At 63.0% G+C, this 15,462-nt stretch carries 20 protein-coding genes; 11 read left to right on the top strand and 9 right to left on the bottom strand.

Going from position 1 to position 15,462, the window contains the following annotated elements; genetic code table 11:
* Window positions 1–165 precede the first annotated feature (165 nt).
* Entirely contained in the window at window positions 166–1,062 is an 897-nt protein-coding gene (locus FN060_RS21110; protein WP_142589916.1) for a fructose bisphosphate aldolase, read from the top strand.
* Window positions 1,063–1,176: 114 nt separating this feature from the next.
* Here FN060_RS21110 and FN060_RS21115 read toward each other — a convergent pair whose 3' ends face one another.
* Window positions 1,177–1,338 carry a hypothetical protein gene (locus tag FN060_RS21115; RefSeq protein WP_172972456.1) on the bottom strand — a complete coding sequence of 54 codons (162 nt, stop codon included), beginning with the start codon at window positions 1,336–1,338 and terminating at the stop codon, window positions 1,177–1,179.
* A gap of 184 nt (window positions 1,339–1,522) precedes the next feature.
* Between FN060_RS21115 and FN060_RS21120 the strand changes: the two genes are divergently transcribed.
* The 3 genes from FN060_RS21120 to rcdA all read left to right on the top strand — a co-directional run bounded on the left by FN060_RS21120 (window position 1,523) and on the right by rcdA (window position 3,832).
* A complete protein-coding gene (locus FN060_RS21120; protein ID WP_077549606.1) occupies window positions 1,523–2,800 on the top strand; it encodes an MFS transporter in 1,278 nt (425 codons plus the stop codon).
* Window positions 2,797–2,988: a DUF1192 domain-containing protein gene (locus FN060_RS21125; RefSeq protein ID WP_142589917.1), complete on the top strand. Its 192-nt coding sequence runs from the start codon at window positions 2,797–2,799 to the stop codon at window positions 2,986–2,988. The genes FN060_RS21120 and FN060_RS21125 overlap by 4 nt, the downstream gene beginning before the upstream one ends.
* Window positions 2,989–3,322: 334 nt before the next feature.
* Complete coding sequence (gene rcdA / locus FN060_RS21130; RefSeq protein ID WP_052639258.1) at window positions 3,323–3,832, top strand: protease adaptor protein RcdA; 510 nt, start codon at window positions 3,323–3,325, stop codon at window positions 3,830–3,832.
* Window positions 3,833–3,951: 119 nt separating this feature from the next.
* Here the strand turns inward: rcdA and rpmE are convergent, their stop codons facing one another.
* Window positions 3,952–4,173, bottom strand: a complete 222-nt coding sequence (rpmE, locus tag FN060_RS21135; protein WP_052639260.1) for a 50S ribosomal protein L31 — start codon at window positions 4,171–4,173, stop codon at window positions 3,952–3,954.
* 63 nt (window positions 4,174–4,236) lie between these two features.
* Here rpmE and FN060_RS21140 point away from each other — a divergent pair, with 63 nt between their 5' ends.
* A complete protein-coding gene (locus FN060_RS21140) occupies window positions 4,237–6,159 on the top strand; it encodes an ABC transporter transmembrane domain-containing protein (RefSeq protein WP_342345194.1) in 1,923 nt (640 codons plus the stop codon).
* On the opposite strand, the gene FN060_RS21145 is transcribed toward FN060_RS21140, so the two are convergent.
* The 3 genes from FN060_RS21145 to FN060_RS21155 form a co-directional block, all read right to left on the bottom strand.
* Complete coding sequence (locus FN060_RS21145) at window positions 6,140–7,171, bottom strand: peptidoglycan -binding protein (protein ID WP_142589918.1); 1,032 nt, start codon at window positions 7,169–7,171, stop codon at window positions 6,140–6,142. The genes FN060_RS21140 and FN060_RS21145 overlap by 20 nt on opposite strands.
* 3 nt (window positions 7,172–7,174) lie before the next feature.
* A complete protein-coding gene (locus tag FN060_RS21150) occupies window positions 7,175–8,218 on the bottom strand; it encodes a flagellar motor protein MotA (RefSeq protein WP_142589919.1) in 1,044 nt (347 codons plus the stop codon).
* A gap of 104 nt (window positions 8,219–8,322) precedes the next feature.
* A complete protein-coding gene (locus FN060_RS21155) occupies window positions 8,323–9,123 on the bottom strand; it encodes an inositol monophosphatase family protein (RefSeq protein WP_077549607.1) in 801 nt (266 codons plus the stop codon).
* Between the two features lie 200 nt (window positions 9,124–9,323).
* On the opposite strand from FN060_RS21155, the gene FN060_RS21160 reads away from it, so the two are divergent.
* Complete coding sequence (locus FN060_RS21160; protein WP_142589920.1) at window positions 9,324–9,662, top strand: SdpI family protein; 339 nt, start codon at window positions 9,324–9,326, stop codon at window positions 9,660–9,662.
* Here FN060_RS21160 and FN060_RS21165 read toward each other — a convergent pair whose 3' ends face one another.
* Both FN060_RS21165 and FN060_RS21170 read right to left on the bottom strand, forming a co-directional pair.
* Complete coding sequence (locus FN060_RS21165; protein WP_244665904.1) at window positions 9,663–10,778, bottom strand: tetratricopeptide repeat protein; 1,116 nt, start codon at window positions 10,776–10,778, stop codon at window positions 9,663–9,665. It abuts the gene before it with no gap.
* Window positions 10,778–11,431 (bottom strand): thiamine phosphate synthase, encoded by a 654-nt coding sequence (locus tag FN060_RS21170; protein ID WP_142589921.1) that lies wholly within the window; start codon window positions 11,429–11,431, stop codon window positions 10,778–10,780. Before FN060_RS21170 ends, FN060_RS21165 begins: the two co-directional genes overlap by 1 nt.
* A 95-nt stretch (window positions 11,432–11,526) precedes the next feature.
* Here FN060_RS21170 and FN060_RS21175 point away from each other — a divergent pair, with 95 nt between their 5' ends.
* Window positions 11,527–12,288 (top strand): sulfite exporter TauE/SafE family protein, encoded by a 762-nt coding sequence (locus tag FN060_RS21175; protein ID WP_142589922.1) that lies wholly within the window; start codon window positions 11,527–11,529, stop codon window positions 12,286–12,288.
* On the opposite strand, the gene FN060_RS21180 is transcribed toward FN060_RS21175, so the two are convergent.
* Window positions 12,277–12,645 (bottom strand): hypothetical protein, encoded by a 369-nt coding sequence (locus FN060_RS21180; protein ID WP_142589923.1) that lies wholly within the window; start codon window positions 12,643–12,645, stop codon window positions 12,277–12,279. The two genes, FN060_RS21175 and FN060_RS21180, sit on opposite strands and share 12 nt — an antisense overlap.
* 135 nt (window positions 12,646–12,780) lie before the next feature.
* Here FN060_RS21180 and FN060_RS21185 point away from each other — a divergent pair, with 135 nt between their 5' ends.
* Window positions 12,781–13,041: an ArsR/SmtB family transcription factor gene (locus FN060_RS21185; protein WP_052639280.1), complete on the top strand. Its 261-nt coding sequence runs from the start codon at window positions 12,781–12,783 to the stop codon at window positions 13,039–13,041.
* 103 nt (window positions 13,042–13,144) lie between these two features.
* On the opposite strand, the gene FN060_RS21190 is transcribed toward FN060_RS21185, so the two are convergent.
* The gene (locus tag FN060_RS21190; protein ID WP_065814533.1) at window positions 13,145–13,321 is read right to left on the bottom strand and encodes a YdcH family protein; all 177 of its coding nucleotides are present in this window, start codon (window positions 13,319–13,321) and stop codon (window positions 13,145–13,147) included.
* Between the two features lie 231 nt (window positions 13,322–13,552).
* On the opposite strand from FN060_RS21190, the gene FN060_RS21195 reads away from it, so the two are divergent.
* From FN060_RS21195 to FN060_RS21205, 3 genes are read left to right on the top strand one after another with little or no spacing between them, the layout of a single operon-like run.
* Complete coding sequence (locus tag FN060_RS21195; RefSeq protein ID WP_052639282.1) at window positions 13,553–13,756, top strand: YdcH family protein; 204 nt, start codon at window positions 13,553–13,555, stop codon at window positions 13,754–13,756.
* A gap of 13 nt (window positions 13,757–13,769) precedes the next feature.
* Complete coding sequence (gene purE, locus FN060_RS21200) at window positions 13,770–14,267, top strand: 5-(carboxyamino)imidazole ribonucleotide mutase (RefSeq protein ID WP_052639284.1); 498 nt, start codon at window positions 13,770–13,772, stop codon at window positions 14,265–14,267.
* A complete protein-coding gene (locus tag FN060_RS21205; RefSeq protein ID WP_142589924.1) occupies window positions 14,267–15,346 on the top strand; it encodes a 5-(carboxyamino)imidazole ribonucleotide synthase in 1,080 nt (359 codons plus the stop codon). Before purE ends, FN060_RS21205 begins: the two co-directional genes overlap by 1 nt.
* Window positions 15,347–15,462 lie beyond the last annotated feature (116 nt).

The following is a 15,462-nucleotide window of genomic DNA, read 5'->3' on the forward strand; positions in this document are numbered from 1 at the left end:
TTAAAACATTTAGAGATTTTAAACGATTGAAATAATTTCAATCGTTTCAAACAATTAGAGCGGGATTTGCCTCTCAGGCAACTTCTGATATCGCCCGATCACGGTTTACGGCTAACGGAAACAGCGGTGTGTGCGTATCGCGCCGTTTTGGGATAGGAGTAAGACATGGTCCACGCGAAGATGTTGGAAAAGATCAGTTCGGCACCGGGCTTCATCGCGGCTCTGGACCAGAGCGGCGGCTCGACTCCGAAGGCGCTGAGCCTCTACGGCATCTCGGACTCCGACTATCAGGGCGACGAGGAAATGTTCCGCCTGATGCATGCCATGCGCGTCCGCATCATGAAGGCACCTGCCTTTACGGGTGAGAAGATCATCGGAGCCATCCTCTTCGAACGCACCATGGATGGTGACGTCGACGGGCAGCCCGTCCCCTCCTACCTCTGGGAAAAGCGCGGCGTCGTTCCGTTCCTCAAGGTAGACAAGGGCTTGGAGGCGGAGCAGACCGGCGTCCAGATGATGAAGGCCATGCCTGATCTTGATGCGCTCTTGGTCCGCGGTCGCGAAAAGGGAATCTTCGGCACCAAGATGCGCTCGGTGATTGCCGAGGCCGACAAGGCAGGAATCGCTGCCGTGGTGAAGCAGCAGTTCGAGGTGGGTCGCCAGATCATCGGCCAGGGCCTCATGCCGATCATCGAGCCTGAAGTCTCGATCAAGAGCCCGACGAAGGAAGAGGCCGAGGCGATCCTGCGGGACGAGATCGCGCAGCAGCTCGACAAGCTCCCGGCGGGTGAGAACGTCATGCTGAAGCTGACGATCCCGACGGTGGCGGATTTCTACGCGCCGCTCATCGCCCACAAGTCGGTGATCCGCGTCGTTGCCCTTTCCGGCGGCTACACCACCGCGGACGCCTGTGAGAAGCTGAGCCATAACCGTGGCATGATCGCCAGCTTCTCGCGTGCGCTGACGGAAAAGCTGCGCGTTTCCATGAGTGACGCGGAGTTTAATTCCAGCCTGGCCGAGACGATCGATCAGATCTACGCCGCAAGCGTCAACAAGGGCTGAGGCCAGGCCGAAGCCAGCGGCAGGAATGCGAAGGCTTCTTGGCGGACCACCCGCACATATCGTAGGCCGCGCCGTCATCGGCGCGGCCTTTTCCGTGATCGATCCAGGAAGCGGCTAGGTCAGATCCCTCGCCAGCAGGGTCACGGCCCAGATCACGATCGCAGCAACGGCGATCTTCCAGAAATCGGCTCTGCGCCTCAGTCCCGGCAGCCCGAGCGGCCTGATGATATGGACCAGCATGGCCAGCAGCAGAAGGAGACCGATCGCCTTCGTCATTGAATATCTCCCAAGCACCAGCTCCGTCACAGGCTGGTCATCTTTGCTGGCCACCAATGCGCAGCACCGAATCGGCTATGCCGGAACGTTGTCACCGCCCGTTAATCCTCGATTGACGGCAGACGCAACATATAATCCCCTGTCCTCCCGAAGCCTGCTGAATGGAAGAAGCTGGTCATGAACGATGCGACGTAATCTCCTCCCTATTCTGGCGCTCCTGACGAGCACGCTGTTCCTGTTCCTCGGCAATGGCCTGCAGGGCCTGCTGCTCCCGGTCCGCGGCTCGGCCGAAGGCTATTCGAACGAGATCCTCGGCCTGATCGGCACCACCTGGGCCACGGGTTTCGTCGTCGGCTGCTTCGTTGCTCCGAATCTGGTGCGCCGCATCGGCCATGTCCGTGCCTTTGCGGGCTTCGGCGCCCTCATCTGCCTCAACGTCCTGCTCACCGGCATCCTCGTCGACCAGACGGCCTGGCTGATCCTGCGTGCCGTTACTGGCTTCTGCACCGCCGGGACCTCGATGATCATCGAAAGCTGGCTGAACGAGCGTGCCACGAACGAGAGCCGGGGTGCGATCTTCTCCTTCTATATCTCGATCACCCTATTCGGTGTCGTCGGCGGGCAGATGATGGTGCCCTTTGCAGACGTGTCGACACCCATCCTGTTCATGATCTGCGGCATCCTCTACTGCCTTGCGATCATCCCGACAGCCGTCTCCAAGGCGGCGTCACCACAGCCGCTGAAGCGCGTGCGGCTTGACCTCAAAGGCCTTTACCGGAATTCGCCCGTTTCCTTCATCGCCATCCTGCTGATCGGAACCGCCAATGGCGCCTATGGCACGCTGGTGGCGGTTTTTGGTGCCCGCGCCGGACTGACGGAAGACATGATCGCGATCATGGTCAGCGTCACGATCCTTGCCGGTGCCGTGGCGCAGTTCCCTGCGGGCCGTCTGTCGGACCGCATGGACCGCCGATATGTCCTCGCAGGCCTGGCGGGTCTTGGAGCGGTCGCCGGCGTGGGCTTGAGCCTCTTCCAGCCCGCAAACGTCTACATGATCCTGATCCTGGTCAGCCTCTATGGAGCGGCGGCCAACGCCCTCTACCCCATCGCTGTCGCCCATGCGAACGACCATGCCTCATCCGAGGACTTCGTGAAGATTTCCGGTGGCCTGCTCCTCCTCTACGGGGTGGGCACGATCATCGGACCGACCCTCGGCGGTCCGGTCATGACCTGGCTCGGCCCTCACGCGCTCTTCGCCGTCACCGCGCTTTCCCATATCCTGGTGACCGCCTATGCGATCTTCAGAAGCCGGATCAGGGCGCCGGTACCGGTGGAGGAACGAGACAGCTATGCCGGCTCGCCGGCACTTGCGCCTTCCTTGACGACTCCCGAGAGCCTGCTGCTTAATCCTCGTGCGGCCGAAGGCAGCAGCGACCAGGATCAGGAGAGGACAGCGTCATGAGCTTCATGGATGACGACAGACCGAAGAAACCGGTTTCTCACGAGATTGGGTGCGAACTGGACGCCCTGTCGGCCGATGAACTCGACAGGCGGATTACACTCCTGCAGGACGAGATCCGTCGCCTGGAGGCGGAAAAGCAGAAGAAAGCAGCCGGCCGACGCGCTGCGGACAGTTTCTTCCGCTCCTGATGTCCAAGAACGGGAGTCTATCCTGAATCCTTTCTTTCTTTAACCGGATGTTAATCATTAACGTAGAGGATGATGAACATCCGGGCTTCCTGGATTCAGACGGTTTCACCGCGTGGCGAATAGGTCTGACTTTCTCCCTGTTTTACCTTGAGAGCCGCTTTCGCGGCTCTTCTTTTTGGCGTACTGAGCAAAGGTGTGGGTATTAACCCTTCCTTAAGAAACGCCTTGCGGTTTGCCGCTATAAACCCCATCTTAACTTCGAGAAGAGGCGCCAGGGAACTTTCCTTTCCCGCGGTCATTGCCTGTATTGTGATGCGTTAGCAGGATGATATCGATGTCCGAACACGGATTGAACACTGTCAACTTTGCAGGCCGCGCCGCAGCCTCGTCGCAGTTCAAGGCGCTGTATACCGAGGGCATGTCGTTGGTCGAAGAGACCGCGAGCTACCTCGATGGCCCCGGACGCGCCGCCTCCAAGGTCCTGCCGCGGGTGGCATCGGTCCTCTACGCAGCCGAATCGATGCGCCTGACCACCCGCCTGATGCAGATGGCCTCGTGGCTCCTGCTGCAGCGTGCCGTCAACAATGGCGAGATGAGCCGCGATCAGGTCCTGGCGGAGAAGAACAAGGTCCGCCTCGATGGCTTCAACGTCGACAAGAACGCGCCGGGCTGGCTCGACCTGCCCGAAGGCTTCCGTGACCTCGTCGAGCGCTCCCTGAGGCTGCAGAATCGCGTCGCCCTGCTCGATCGTGAAATTTACCGCCCGGGCGACGCCCCGGTGCCAAGCAACGAGAATGGCGTTCGTGCCCAGCTGAACCTGCTGCACACAGCCTTCGGCGCCTGAAAATACTGACGCTTTCGCGAAAGGCGGGTCTTGGCCCGCCTTTTTTGTTTTGCGCCAGCCGCTGGGTACAAAAAAACCCGGCCGGAGCCGGGTCTTTCAAAACTGATTCAGCACAAGGCTTAGAGGCCGAGGCCGCCGAAGCGCTTGTTGAACTTGGAAACGCGGCCGCCGCGGTCCATGAGCTGCTGATTGCCGCCGGTCCAGGCCGGGTGCGACTTCGGATCGATTTCAAGGTTCATAGTGGCGCCTTCCGAACCCCAGGTCGAGCGGGTTTCGTACTCGGTGCCGTCGGTCATGACGACCTTGATCGTGTGGTATTGCGGATGGATGTCAGCCTTCATGTCGATAATCCTGCGCTGCGAGGTCCATATGTCGCAATTGCGATCGCAGACCCTCTTCAATAAATGAAGCCGCAGACCGGCTGGCCACGGCTTCCCAATTCGATGCGGAGCCTATACAGGAAGGGCGCCGGGAGCACAAGTGGCGCCGGTCTCAGAAAAGAGTCCGATCGCTCTGGGGGTAAAGTGGCGCATTCAGAAGACAGACAGCCGAAAGGCAAGGCCATCCGACCGCTGGCAAGGCTTCTTCCCTATCTGTCCCGCTATCGCGGCCTCGTCATGGGGGCCCTCTTCGCCCTCGTCCTTTCCGCCGCGACAACCCTTGCCCTTCCACTCGCAGTCCGGCGCATGGTGGATCACGGCTTCGCCGCCGCCGACGGCAGCTTCATCAACAACTACTTCGGCATGCTGCTCGGACTGGCCACGCTTCTCGCCCTGGCGAGCGCGCTTCGCTACTATTTCGTGATCACGGTGGGAGAACGTGTGGTTGCGGATCTTCGCCGCGACGTCTTCGCGCGCGTCACCAGCCTTTCGCCGGCCTTCTTCGACGTCAACCAGTCTGGCGAGATCGTCTCGCGCCTTACCGCCGACACCACCCAGATCAAGTCCGCTTTCGGATCGGCGGCCTCTCAGGCGCTGCGCAACACCATCCTCTGTCTTGGGGCGATGGCCATGATGATCTACACGAGCCCGCAGCTCTCGGGGCTCGCGCTCGGCGCCATTCCGGTCATCGTCTTCCCGCTGGTCGCCTTCGGGCGCTCCGTCCGCAAGCGCTCGCGCGCTGCACAGGATACGCTCGCCCGCACCTCCGCCTTCGCAGCCGAGACGATCGGTGCGACCCGAACGGTCCAGGCCTTCAACGGCGAGACCGCAGCCACCGCCCGCTATGCGGCAACGGTCGAGGATGCGTTCGGCGCGGCCCGGGCCGCCATCCGCTCGCGGGCGCTTCTGACCGGCTTTGCGATCTTCATGATATTCGGCAGCATTGTCGGCGTGTTGTGGTACGGCGCCCAGAACGTGCTGGCCGGTACGATGACGGCAGGGACGCTTGGCCAGTTCGTTCTCTACTCGGTGATTGCCGCAAGCGCGCTTGGCCAGTTGTCGGAAGTCTGGGGCGAACTTTCGCAGGCCGGCGGCGCTGCCGAACGCCTGACGGAACTGCTGCACGAGATCCCCGCCGTCCGCGAGCCTGCCTCGCCCATCCCCCTGCCGAGGCCGCCGCGCGGTGCCGTCACCTTCGAGAACGTCTCCTTCGCCTATCCGTCCCGCGAGAACAGCGTGACGCTGAACAACCTCTCGCTCGATGTCCGTCCTGGCGAGACGGTGGCGATCGTCGGCCCTTCCGGCGCCGGCAAGAGCACGATCTTCTCACTGCTGCTGCGCTTCTACGATCCAGTCTCCGGAACCATACGTCTGGACGGCATTGACCTGCGAGAGGCGTCGCTCTCGGATCTCCGCAGCCGTCTCGCACTCGTTCCGCAGGACGTGACGATCTTTGCGGCCTCCATCCACGACAATATCGCCTTCGGCAGCACCGGCGTCAGCCGCGACGCCGTGCGTGCCGCCGCCATTGCTGCGCAGGCACACGAATTCATCGAGAAGCTCGACAGCGGCTATGACACGCTTGCCGGCGAGCGCGGCGTTACCCTCTCCGGAGGTCAGCGGCAGCGCATCGCCATCGCCCGCGCCATCCTGCGCGACGCGCCGGTCCTGCTGCTCGACGAGGCAACCTCTGCCCTTGACGCCGAAAGCGAAACATTGGTGCAGAAGGCCCTCGACGGACTGATGAAGGAGCGGACGACGCTGGTGATCGCCCACCGACTTGCGACCGTCCTCAAGGCAGACCGCATCCTTGTCATGGACGAGGGCCGGATCGTCGAGGAAGGAACGCATCAAAGCCTTGTCGCCAAGGGTGGCCTTTATGCGCGGCTGGCGCGGCTGCAGTTCCACGACATCAATCGCGAAGCCGTCAGCGCTCCGTTAGCTTGAGTTCGATGCGCCGGTTCTGGTTGCGGGCCTCCGTGGCATCGCCCTCGGCTATCGGCTGGAACTCGCCGAAACCGGCAGCAACCAGCCGGTTGGCCGGCACGCCCTGCTCGATCAGGTACTTCACCACGGACGTCGCACGCGCCGAGGATAACTCCCAGTTGTCGCGATAGCGTCCGGTGCCGGAAAGCGGTGCATTGTCGGTGTGCCCATCGACGCGAAGCACCCAGTTGATCTCCGCCGGGATCTCCTTGGCAAGATCGAGCAACGCTTCGGCAAGCTTGGCCATTTCCGCGCGCCCCGCCTCGTCCAGTTCGCTTCCCCCGACCGGAAACAGCACTTCCGACTGGAAGACGAAACGGTCGCCGACGATGCGGATGTTCTCGCGGTCGGAGAGGATTTCACGCAGACGGCCAAAGAAGTCTGAGCGATAGCGGTTGAGCTCCTGCACCCGCTGCGCCAGCGCCACGTTCAGGCGTCGGCCGAGGTCGGCGATCTGCGCCTGCGAAGCCTGGTCCTTCGCCTCCGAAGCCTGTAGCGCCTGCTCCACCGCCGCAATCTGCGCCCGCAAGGCGGCAATCTGCTGATTGAGAAGCTCGATCTGGCTCATCGCCCGCGCGCTGACCTGCTGTTCCTCGTTCAGATCCTGCGTCAGCTGGCCGATACGCGCATTAGCGGCGTCGCTCGTGCCGGCACCCTGGTCGAGCAGCGCCTGCAGTCGTGACCTCTCGCTCTCGGAACTCGCTAGCGAGGATTGCAGGTTGGCCAGCGTATCTTCGAGATCCTGCGCATTGCCCTTCTCGAGAGCCAGCAACTCGGTGAGTTCCGCAATCTGGCTGTTCAGCCGGTTCAGCACCTCGTCGCGTCCGGTGATCTCGCGGCTGAGCAGGAACTGCGCCAGCACAAAGACGGTAAGCAGGAACATGATGGCAAGCAGCAGGGTCGACAGGGCGTCGACAAAACCTGGCCAGTAGTCGACGCCGCGCTCGCGACGGCGGTTTTTGACGAGCGCCATCGGCTACTTGCTCCCGATCTTCTCGGAAAGACGGTCCAATGTCCGGCGCAGCGCCTTCGCCTCCTCCTGCTGCGCCTCGATCCAGTCGCGCAGCATCTGCTGCTCGTTGCGCATGTTCTTCACGAGCCCCTGAATGCCCTCGGCGAGGTTCGCCATTGCCGACAGCGACTTCTCGTTGACCGCTCCGTCCGGCGACCTCGACTGGACGGCGGACAGCTTCCGCAACTGCTCGGTCAGAGCCCGCAATTCCTCGTTCGGTCCAAGCGCGGACGCCGCGGCCGGCGAGATATCGGACCCCATGTCGGTGACCGACGACAGCCAGTTTTCCAGTTCGGTATAGAAGCGGTTCTGGGCGCGGCCGGCCTGGATATCGAGGAAGCCGAGAATCAGCGAGCCGGAGAGGCCGAGAAGCGACGAGGAAAAGGCCGTCCCCATGCCGGAGAGCGGCGCCGTGAGGCCGCTCTTGAGCGCGTTCAGCACGTCGTTCGTGTCTCCGCCATTGGGATCGAGCGTCTGGATCACCGTGCTGATCGAGCTGATCGTGCCGATCAGGCCCCAGAAGGTTCCGAGCAGGCCCAGGAAGACGAGGAGCCCGATCAGGTATCGCGAAATCTCGCGCGACTCGTCCAGCCGGGTGCCAATCGAATCGAGGATCGAGCGCTGCGAGGAGGGAGACAGCGACATGATCCGGCGGCGGCTGACAAGAGCCCGCATCGGAGCAAGCAGGCGCGGCTCGCGGCCGACCTTGTCTGCGCTTCCGGCTGCCCGGAACGAGTTGAACCACCGGACCTCCGGGATGAGGCTGATCACCTGGTTGAAGACCAGCACGATGCCGATGATCAGGACGCCGAGGATGAAGCCGTTCAATCCCGGATTGGTCATGAAGGCAGTGTGCGCCTGGCGGTACAGGATGGCGGCGATGAACCCGACAAGGATGAGGAAGATCAGCATCGTCCACAGAAAGGGGACGGGATTGGAGAGCTTGTGGCTGTAGCCGGCCCGGCCGGTTTCCGCCTCATCCAGATCGTCCACTCTCGCATCCACCATGTCGTGACTCGGCCTCCGGTACTGTTTGCCGGAGGCTAGTGGAAAAATGAGACGAATTGAAGTGCGTAACAGTCCACAGCCGGGGATGGCGGCCCGGCTTGCGGCTATCGCGTCGGCACGGGCCGGTTGGCAACCTCGAGCAGGGCCTTCTGGATGTGCTCGTTGCCGGCGACGACGGTACGCTCACCGAACATATCGGTCCCGCCCCTCATGTCGCTGACGAAGCCGCCGGCCTCGCGGATCAGCACCAGGCCTGCCGCCATGTCCCAGGGAGAAAGCTCGGCTTCCCAGAAGCCGTCGAGCCGTCCGGCCGCCACATAGGCAAGATCGAGCGCTGCCGCACCCATGCGACGGATGCCGGCTACTTCGCCCATCACGTGGCGAAGCTCGACCAGGAACTTGCCGTGGTTTCCGCGCCCGAGATGCGGAACGCCGCAGCCGATCACGCAATCGGACAACACGCGCCGCGCCGCAACCCGCAGACGGCGGTCGTTCAGGAACGCGCCGCCACCCTTCTCCGCCGTGTAAAGCTCATCCGTCGCTGGATTGAAGACGACGCCGGCGACGATCTCGCCGTTGCGCTCCAAGGCGATCGAGACCGCAAATTGCGGAATGCCGTGCAGGAAGTTCGTCGTTCCGTCGAGCGGATCAACAAGCCAGCGATGGGCGCCGTCCGTTCCCTTGATCTCCTCGCTTTCCTCGCCGAGGAAACCGTAGGTCGGCCGCGCCTTGAGCAGTTCGTCCCGCACGATCTTCTCCGCCTTCAGGTCGGCCTGGGAGACGAAGTCGCTCGGTCCCTTCACCGAAACCTGCAGGTTCTGCACCTCGCCGAAGTCGCGCGACAGCGACTTACCAGCCTTGAGGGCAGCCTGAACCATGACGTTGAGAAGGGCGGAACGTGCCATGCGGGAAGGTCCTTGGATTGCGGAAGCCTGTCCCGCATGTGAAATTCCGCGGGACGCCTTGTCAGGCAATGTAGTGATCGGCGGGTTCAAGACCACAAAAACGAGGGAAATTCAAGTCGTCCAAGGACCCCGCTCTTGCGACGATCCGCGCTACCTCTAGATGATGACTACCATTTGGACCGCATGCGTCGGAGAGACAGATGAAGATGACCCTACCCCTGACCGCAAGCGCCGCTCTCCTGACAGCGATGGTGGCCGCATCGATCTGGGGATGGTGGCTCCGGGGATCCGAAGTCGAGTTGGCTGTCCACTTTTTGTTGGACGGCACGCCGAACCGCTATGCGCCGGCTCCATTCGCATTCTCGATAGTCCCGCTGGCCGCAGCCTTCGCCACGCTGCTCTTTGCAGTCACGCCGCGTTTCGATCCGAAGGCTTCGGCCTCGCCGCGACTTTACAAGGGCCTTTGGCTCCTCGTCCTCCTGACGCTGGCAGCCGGACACGCACTCATCGTCTGGCACGCGCTTACAACCGTCCGCTGATCAGCTTCGCCGGAACCGGTTGGCAGCCTCGATCGCCTTCTTCTGCTGCTCCTCGTTGATGCCGAGGAAGAAATCCTCGAGTTCCGGGTCGGCCAGGCCGGCGCGACGCGACAGCACGTACCACTTCGCCGCCTCCACAGGGTCAGGCCGGGTACCGAGCGCATTGATGTAGAGATGGGCGAGCTTGTTCTGCGCCACGACATTGCCGCGCAGTGCCGCCACCCGCATCCACTGGAAGCCTCCGTCGAAGTCACGTTCGCCGGCGACACCGTTCACCAGCCAAAGCCCGAGATCGAGCTGCGCCGTATCATAGCCGGCCTTTGCGGCGCGCAGCAGCCACATCCGGGCCTGAGCCTTCTTCTCCTGCGGAGTGTCGGCAAGCGTCACGTAGAGCTGGGCTACGGCATATTGCGCGTCCGCGAGCCCCTGCGCCGCCGCCTTTTCATAGAACGGCAGCGCGAGCTTCAGTCCCTTCTCGCCGGGATTGTCGGAAACCAGGATCTGGGCCCAGTTGAACTGCGCCGACGAGTTGCCCGCCTCCGCCGCCCTGCGCATGTAGTCGTCCGCCTTCGCCTTGTCGCGCTCCACATGACGGCCCGTCATCAGCATCAGGGCATATTCGAACATCGCGGCCGGATCGCCCCGCTCCGCGGCCTGTCCGTACCAGAAGGCTGCCGTCTTCGCATCCCGTTTGATCCCCAGTCCCTTGGACATCATTTCCGCGACCAGTGTCTGGGCGGCGGCATCGCCCGCCTCTGCCCTCGGCAGTGCCTCGGCCAGCGCGGTGACGTAAAGGCCGCGCTGGTAAGCGCCATAGGCCTCGTCTACGGGCCTGTCACTTGGCTTTTCTTCCGGTGCGGGAGGAAGGGCTGCCCCCATTCGCTGATAGAGCTCGACCCCGCCGGAAGGCACAATACCATCCGGCTGCGCGCTCTCGCCGCCCTCTCCCACCCTACCCTTCTTCATCGGCTGGGCGTCGGGTTCGACGGGTCGCGTCATCGCCCGTTGCGCCTCCTGCGCGGCGGCATCGACCGCCGGTATGGAGGCCACCGCCGTAGTGGCGAGAAGGAGCCGGGCAACAATGGTCGAAAGCGAAAACGGGCGCATGCCGTTCATCAAGCGTCAAACCGTGGCGCTTTTTCGTCGAGAAGCCGGTTGGCTTCCGCGACCGCCTGTTCCGCCGCTTGCGCGCCGCCGAAGACGGCCTCCCGCAGGGCCACGAACTCCGCACCGGTTTCCGCCACGGCCACTACGGAGGCGACGTCGTTGCCACCCATGACGATGCAAGGGATCTCCACCATCGACGCCCACCACTCGCCAAGTGCCAGGTTCTTCGGATGCGGCTCCGGCTTGATGTCGCCGTCGAATTTGCCAAAGAAGATGTAATCGGGCTGCAGTTCGCCGATCTCCAGCGCCGTGTGACGCTCGGTGGCGCCGCCTGCGCCGACGATCATCTTCGGCGTGAACTTGACGATGGCGTCGTCCAATTCCTCCTTCTTTCCTGCAACATGAAGGCCGTCGGCCTTGGCCCGTCCGGCGACACGGCTGTCGCCCGCGACCAGCGCGGCGGCACCCGCCGCCTGGATGATCGGCACCATGGTCTCGGCCAAGGCCTGGAATGCTTGGTCGTTCCGGTCGTACTGCGGGATGATGACGGTCGCCACGTCGCCCCCGGCCAGCGCTGAACGAAGCTGGTCCGCCAGAGTCTGCACATCGTCCCCGGCAGGAAGGATCAGGACGAGGCGGCAGCGGTTCTCGACGTCGGTCATGGTGTTTCCTGTACCGCGAAATTGTGAGACGAGTAGTTTCTCGCCTTTTCCTCCCGTTCGATAGACCGGACCGATAGCTGGATCAACCATCTGCCATGCCTCTCGATCTCACCTTCTTCCTGGCGGCCATCCCGGCCGTCATCCTCGTCGGCCTGTCCAAGGGCGGCTTCGGCGGCGCCTTTGCGCTGATGGGCGTGCCGATCCTGGCGCTCGTCGTCAATCCGCTACAGGCTGCAGCGATCTTCCTTCCCATCCTGATCGTCATGGATGTCGTCGCCCTCTGGGCGTGGCGCAACGACAATGACCGGCGTACGCTGCTGATACTCCTGCCGGGCGGCATCCTGGGGATTGCGCTCGGTTGGGCAACCTCGGCCTATGTTTCCCCGAACGCCCTGAAGTTCGTGATCGCCGTCTCCACCATCCTCTTCGCCGCCCGATACTTCTACCAGGCGTGGTGGCCGCATGCGGGGGGCGAGGCGCCACCGCTGCCGCACCGCCCCGTCCGCGCGACCCTCTGGGGCACGCTTTCCGGCTATGCCAGTTTCGTGGCCCATGCGGGCGGCCCGCCCTTCCAGATCTACGTCCTGCCACTCAAGCTCGATCCGCGATCCTATACCGGCGCCAGCGTGCGCTTCTTCGCCCTGGTGAACGCGATCAAGCTGATACCCTATTTTGCGCTCGGCGCGCTCGACACGGAAAACCTCGTCGCATCCGCCACGCTGTTTCCCGTCGCCCTCGTCGCCACCATGCTCGGAGCCTGGATCATCCGCAACCTGAAGACCGAGGTCTTCTATCCGCTCACCTACGGCCTCGCCCTCGTCACCGGCCTGAAGCTTCTCTGGGACTCACTGGCCTGAGGCATCAGGCTCGATCAGACCTTCGCCGAAGCGTCGCCCCCTGATTCGCCTCGATATCTCGAGGTGGAACACGAGGCGGCAAAGCCAGTAGACCAGGACCGAGACCGCGAGCAGGCTTCCGGTGACCAACAGGCCCGTCGCGAGGGATTGCGGTAGATCCAGAAGATAGACCGGCGGCAGGACGACGAGTGAGGCGACCGCCACCGCGATCCCTGCGAAGACGCGGCGGAGCGCCAGCCACAGGACCTCCTCCACCCGCAGCATCTGCCCTCGCACCATGGGCAACTCACGGGCCGACGTTAGCGCCTGACATGCGTCCTCGAACGCCTGATCATAGTCTTCTCTGGCGTAGCCCATCGCCCACCTCCCGTCTCAAGAGCGAACCCTAGGTCGGCTCCTGGTCTCGGGCAAGCTGCATCACCTTTTTCGGCGGCCTTGCTGCAGCGCACAAACAGGATTGTCTCCCGGCAAGGCTTGGGCTAGCCTGCGGTCATGACGAGCACCGACCCCTTCGCTGCCATCGCCGATCCGCACCGGCGCCACCTGCTGGAGGAGCTTCGTCGCGCACCGAGAACGGTTGGGGAACTTGCGGAGGGTCTTCCAATCAGCCGGCCCGCGGTTTCGCAGCACCTGAAGGCCTTGCTCGACTGCAATCTGGTCGTGGTGAATGTCGCGGGAACGCGCCGGATCTATTCCGTCAACAACAGCGGGTTCGACAGGTTGAACCTCTGGCTGGACCAGTTCTGGTCGTGACCAGCAGATGGCCACGACCAGAAGGCTTGGGTGGATGATTTCGTTGCCGCCTTGCGTGGCACCGCTATGGCTGGCGCCGGCGGCGGGACATTCTCCTTGAGGGTTAGTGGCGCGTCGACGCCTTCAGACGTTGCAATTCGTCCTTGAGACGAAGCTTGCGGCGCTTGAGGTCTGCGATCTCGCGATCGTCAGCAGAGGGAGACGCAAGAACGCTCTGGAGCTCCTCTTCGAGAGCACCGTGCTTCTTTTCAAGCGATGCAATATGAGCCTGAATGGTCATGCGGCATGTCCTCCTTGGCAACCTGCCCCGGCCATCCCTTTGAGCCGGAGGCTTCAGGTTTACGAAGAAATTGTGACATGAACCGCGGCGTTTGTCGAAGGTGAAAACAAGGCTTCAGCGCGGCAAATTGGTGGCCGTGCATAACTTCCAGTTAATGCCGTTTGGTGGTAGGAGCTTGCGCACATTACCGACGATCGGGCACAGGTTTCGAGTTGAATGGGGACAGTTGAAATGGCGGACCAGGAACAGGCGGATATTCGACTGGCGCTTGCGAGGCTCCGTCAGGAGCACGAGGATTATGACGCCGCGATCAACGCGATGATCCAGGTTGGCAGCGAAGCCCTGCGCATCCAGCGCATGAAGAAGAAGAAGCTGGTCATCAAGGACAAGATCACCCAGTTGGAAGACCAGATCCTGCCCGACATCATCGCCTGAGGGGAATATGCGGATGACGTCCGAGAGACCTGCAGTCGCCATCATCATGGGAAGCCAGTCCGACTGGGAGACGATGAAGAATGCCGCCGATACGCTCGACGCGCTCGATGTCGACTATGAAGCGAGAATCATCTCCGCCCACCGCACGCCGGACCGGCTCGTCAGCTTCGCCAGGGGCGCCCGCGACGAGGGGTTCAAGGTGATCATCGCCGGTGCCGGCGGAGCGGCGCATCTCCCCGGCATGACGGCAGCCATGACACCCCTTCCCGTCTTTGGTGTTCCCGTCCAATCCAAGGCTCTCTCCGGGCAGGACAGCCTTCTCTCCATCGTCCAGATGCCCGCGGGCATCCCCGTCGGCACACTGGCGATCGGGCGCGCAGGCGCGGTGAACGCTGCGCTGCTTGCCGCCGCGGTCCTCGCGCTCGGCGACGAGGATCTTGCCGACCGGCTCGACGAATGGCGCGCCGACCAGAGCGCCAGCGTTGCCGAATACCCTATGGACGAAGGCTGATGAGCGCCACCACGATCGGGATCATCGGTGGCGGGCAGTTGGGCCGGATGCTGGCCATGGCAGCTGCCCGACTCAATTTCCGCATCATCGTGCTGGAACCGCAGTCCGATTGTCCCGCCGCGCAGCTTGCCAGCGAACAGATCGTTGCTCCCTATGACGATCCGGATGCGCTCAACGCGCTCGCCCGCGCCTGCCAGATCGTCACCTATGAGTTCGAGAACGTGCCGGTCGCGGCGGCAGCGAGGCTCCAGCAGTTCGTGCCGGTCTATCCACCGCCGAGAGCGCTCGAGGTCGCCCAGGACCGGCTGACCGAGAAACGCTTCCTGAACGACTGCGGCATAGCCACCGCCGATTTCCGAGCGGTCGACAGCCAGGACGACTTGGAGAAGGCACTCGCGGACTTCGATGATCGTGGCGTGCTCAAGACCCGCCGCCTCGGCTATGACGGAAAGGGCCAGCGTCTCTTCCGCTCGCAGGAGGACGATCCGGCGGGTGTCTTCGATTCGCTCGGCCGGGTGCCACTGATTCTGGAGAGCCTGGTTGCCTTTGAGCGGGAGATCTCCATCATCGCCGCTCGCGGCCGGGACGGTACCGTCGCCTGCTACGATCCTGCCGAGAACGTCCATCTGAACGGCATCCTCCACACCTCGACCCTGCCCGCCCGCATATCGGACGCGACCGCGGCCCATGCCGCCGAGGCGGCTCGCAGGCTTCTCGAAGCCCTCGACTATGTCGGCGTCATCGGCATCGAATTCTTCGTCATGCCAGATGGCAGCGTCGTCGCCAACGAGATCGCCCCCCGGGTCCACAACACCGGCCACTGGACGGAGGCCGCCTGCGTCGTCTCGCAGTTCGAACAGCACATTCGCGCCGTCTCCGGCCTGGCACTCGGAAATCCTGAGCGCCATTCCGATTGCGTGATGACCAACCTGATCGGCGACGACATCCGCAATGTTCCAGAATGGCTCGCGCAACGGGACGTTCTGGTGCACCTCTACGGCAAGACGGAGGCCCGCGAGGGCCGCAAGATGGGTCACGTGACGCAACTCACCGGCCCCAAAAAGCAGCGGAATGGTTGACAGGCGCGATGCGTCGCGGTATCTGCACGCCAACCTTGAGAGCGCGCCCTTCTTCCCGGGAAAAAGCGGCGCGCTTTTGATTGTAATGACAAGCGGGCCCAAACGCTCGTAAACCT

This window comes from Pseudorhizobium halotolerans (genome assembly GCF_902153235.2).
Taxonomy (GTDB): Bacteria; Pseudomonadota; Alphaproteobacteria; order Rhizobiales; family Rhizobiaceae; genus Neorhizobium; species Neorhizobium flavum.

What these genes read in the sequence shown, in the direction of transcription:
- FN060_RS21125 (WP_142589917.1), top strand. Translation starts at nt 2,797, where the DNA reads ATGAGCTTCATGGATGACGACAGACCGAAGAAACCGGTTTCTCACGAG.
- FN060_RS21180 (WP_142589923.1), bottom strand. Translation starts at nt 12,645, where the DNA reads ATGGGCTACGCCAGAGAAGACTATGATCAGGCGTTCGAGGACGCATGT.
- FN060_RS21110 (WP_142589916.1), top strand. Translation starts at nt 166, where the DNA reads ATGGTCCACGCGAAGATGTTGGAAAAGATCAGTTCGGCACCGGGCTTC.
- FN060_RS21205 (WP_142589924.1), top strand. Translation starts at nt 14,267, where the DNA reads ATGAGCGCCACCACGATCGGGATCATCGGTGGCGGGCAGTTGGGCCGG.
- FN060_RS21175 (WP_142589922.1), top strand. Translation starts at nt 11,527, where the DNA reads ATGCCTCTCGATCTCACCTTCTTCCTGGCGGCCATCCCGGCCGTCATC.
- purE (WP_052639284.1), top strand. Translation starts at nt 13,770, where the DNA reads ATGACGTCCGAGAGACCTGCAGTCGCCATCATCATGGGAAGCCAGTCC.
- FN060_RS21145 (WP_142589918.1), bottom strand. Translation starts at nt 7,171, where the DNA reads ATGGCGCTCGTCAAAAACCGCCGTCGCGAGCGCGGCGTCGACTACTGG.
- FN060_RS21120 (WP_077549606.1), top strand. Translation starts at nt 1,523, where the DNA reads ATGCGACGTAATCTCCTCCCTATTCTGGCGCTCCTGACGAGCACGCTG.
- FN060_RS21165 (WP_244665904.1), bottom strand. Translation starts at nt 10,778, where the DNA reads ATGAACGGCATGCGCCCGTTTTCGCTTTCGACCATTGTTGCCCGGCTC.
- rcdA (WP_052639258.1), top strand. Translation starts at nt 3,323, where the DNA reads ATGTCCGAACACGGATTGAACACTGTCAACTTTGCAGGCCGCGCCGCA.
- FN060_RS21195 (WP_052639282.1), top strand. Translation starts at nt 13,553, where the DNA reads ATGGCGGACCAGGAACAGGCGGATATTCGACTGGCGCTTGCGAGGCTC.
- FN060_RS21185 (WP_052639280.1), top strand. Translation starts at nt 12,781, where the DNA reads ATGACGAGCACCGACCCCTTCGCTGCCATCGCCGATCCGCACCGGCGC.
- FN060_RS21115 (WP_172972456.1), bottom strand. Translation starts at nt 1,338, where the DNA reads ATGACGAAGGCGATCGGTCTCCTTCTGCTGCTGGCCATGCTGGTCCAT.
- FN060_RS21170 (WP_142589921.1), bottom strand. Translation starts at nt 11,431, where the DNA reads ATGACCGACGTCGAGAACCGCTGCCGCCTCGTCCTGATCCTTCCTGCC.
- FN060_RS21190 (WP_065814533.1), bottom strand. Translation starts at nt 13,321, where the DNA reads ATGACCATTCAGGCTCATATTGCATCGCTTGAAAAGAAGCACGGTGCT.
- FN060_RS21160 (WP_142589920.1), top strand. Translation starts at nt 9,324, where the DNA reads ATGAAGATGACCCTACCCCTGACCGCAAGCGCCGCTCTCCTGACAGCG.
- rpmE (WP_052639260.1), bottom strand. Translation starts at nt 4,173, where the DNA reads ATGAAGGCTGACATCCATCCGCAATACCACACGATCAAGGTCGTCATG.
- FN060_RS21150 (WP_142589919.1), bottom strand. Translation starts at nt 8,218, where the DNA reads ATGGTGGATGCGAGAGTGGACGATCTGGATGAGGCGGAAACCGGCCGG.
- FN060_RS21140 (WP_342345194.1), top strand. Translation starts at nt 4,237, where the DNA reads ATGAAGCCGCAGACCGGCTGGCCACGGCTTCCCAATTCGATGCGGAGC.
- FN060_RS21155 (WP_077549607.1), bottom strand. Translation starts at nt 9,123, where the DNA reads ATGGCACGTTCCGCCCTTCTCAACGTCATGGTTCAGGCTGCCCTCAAG.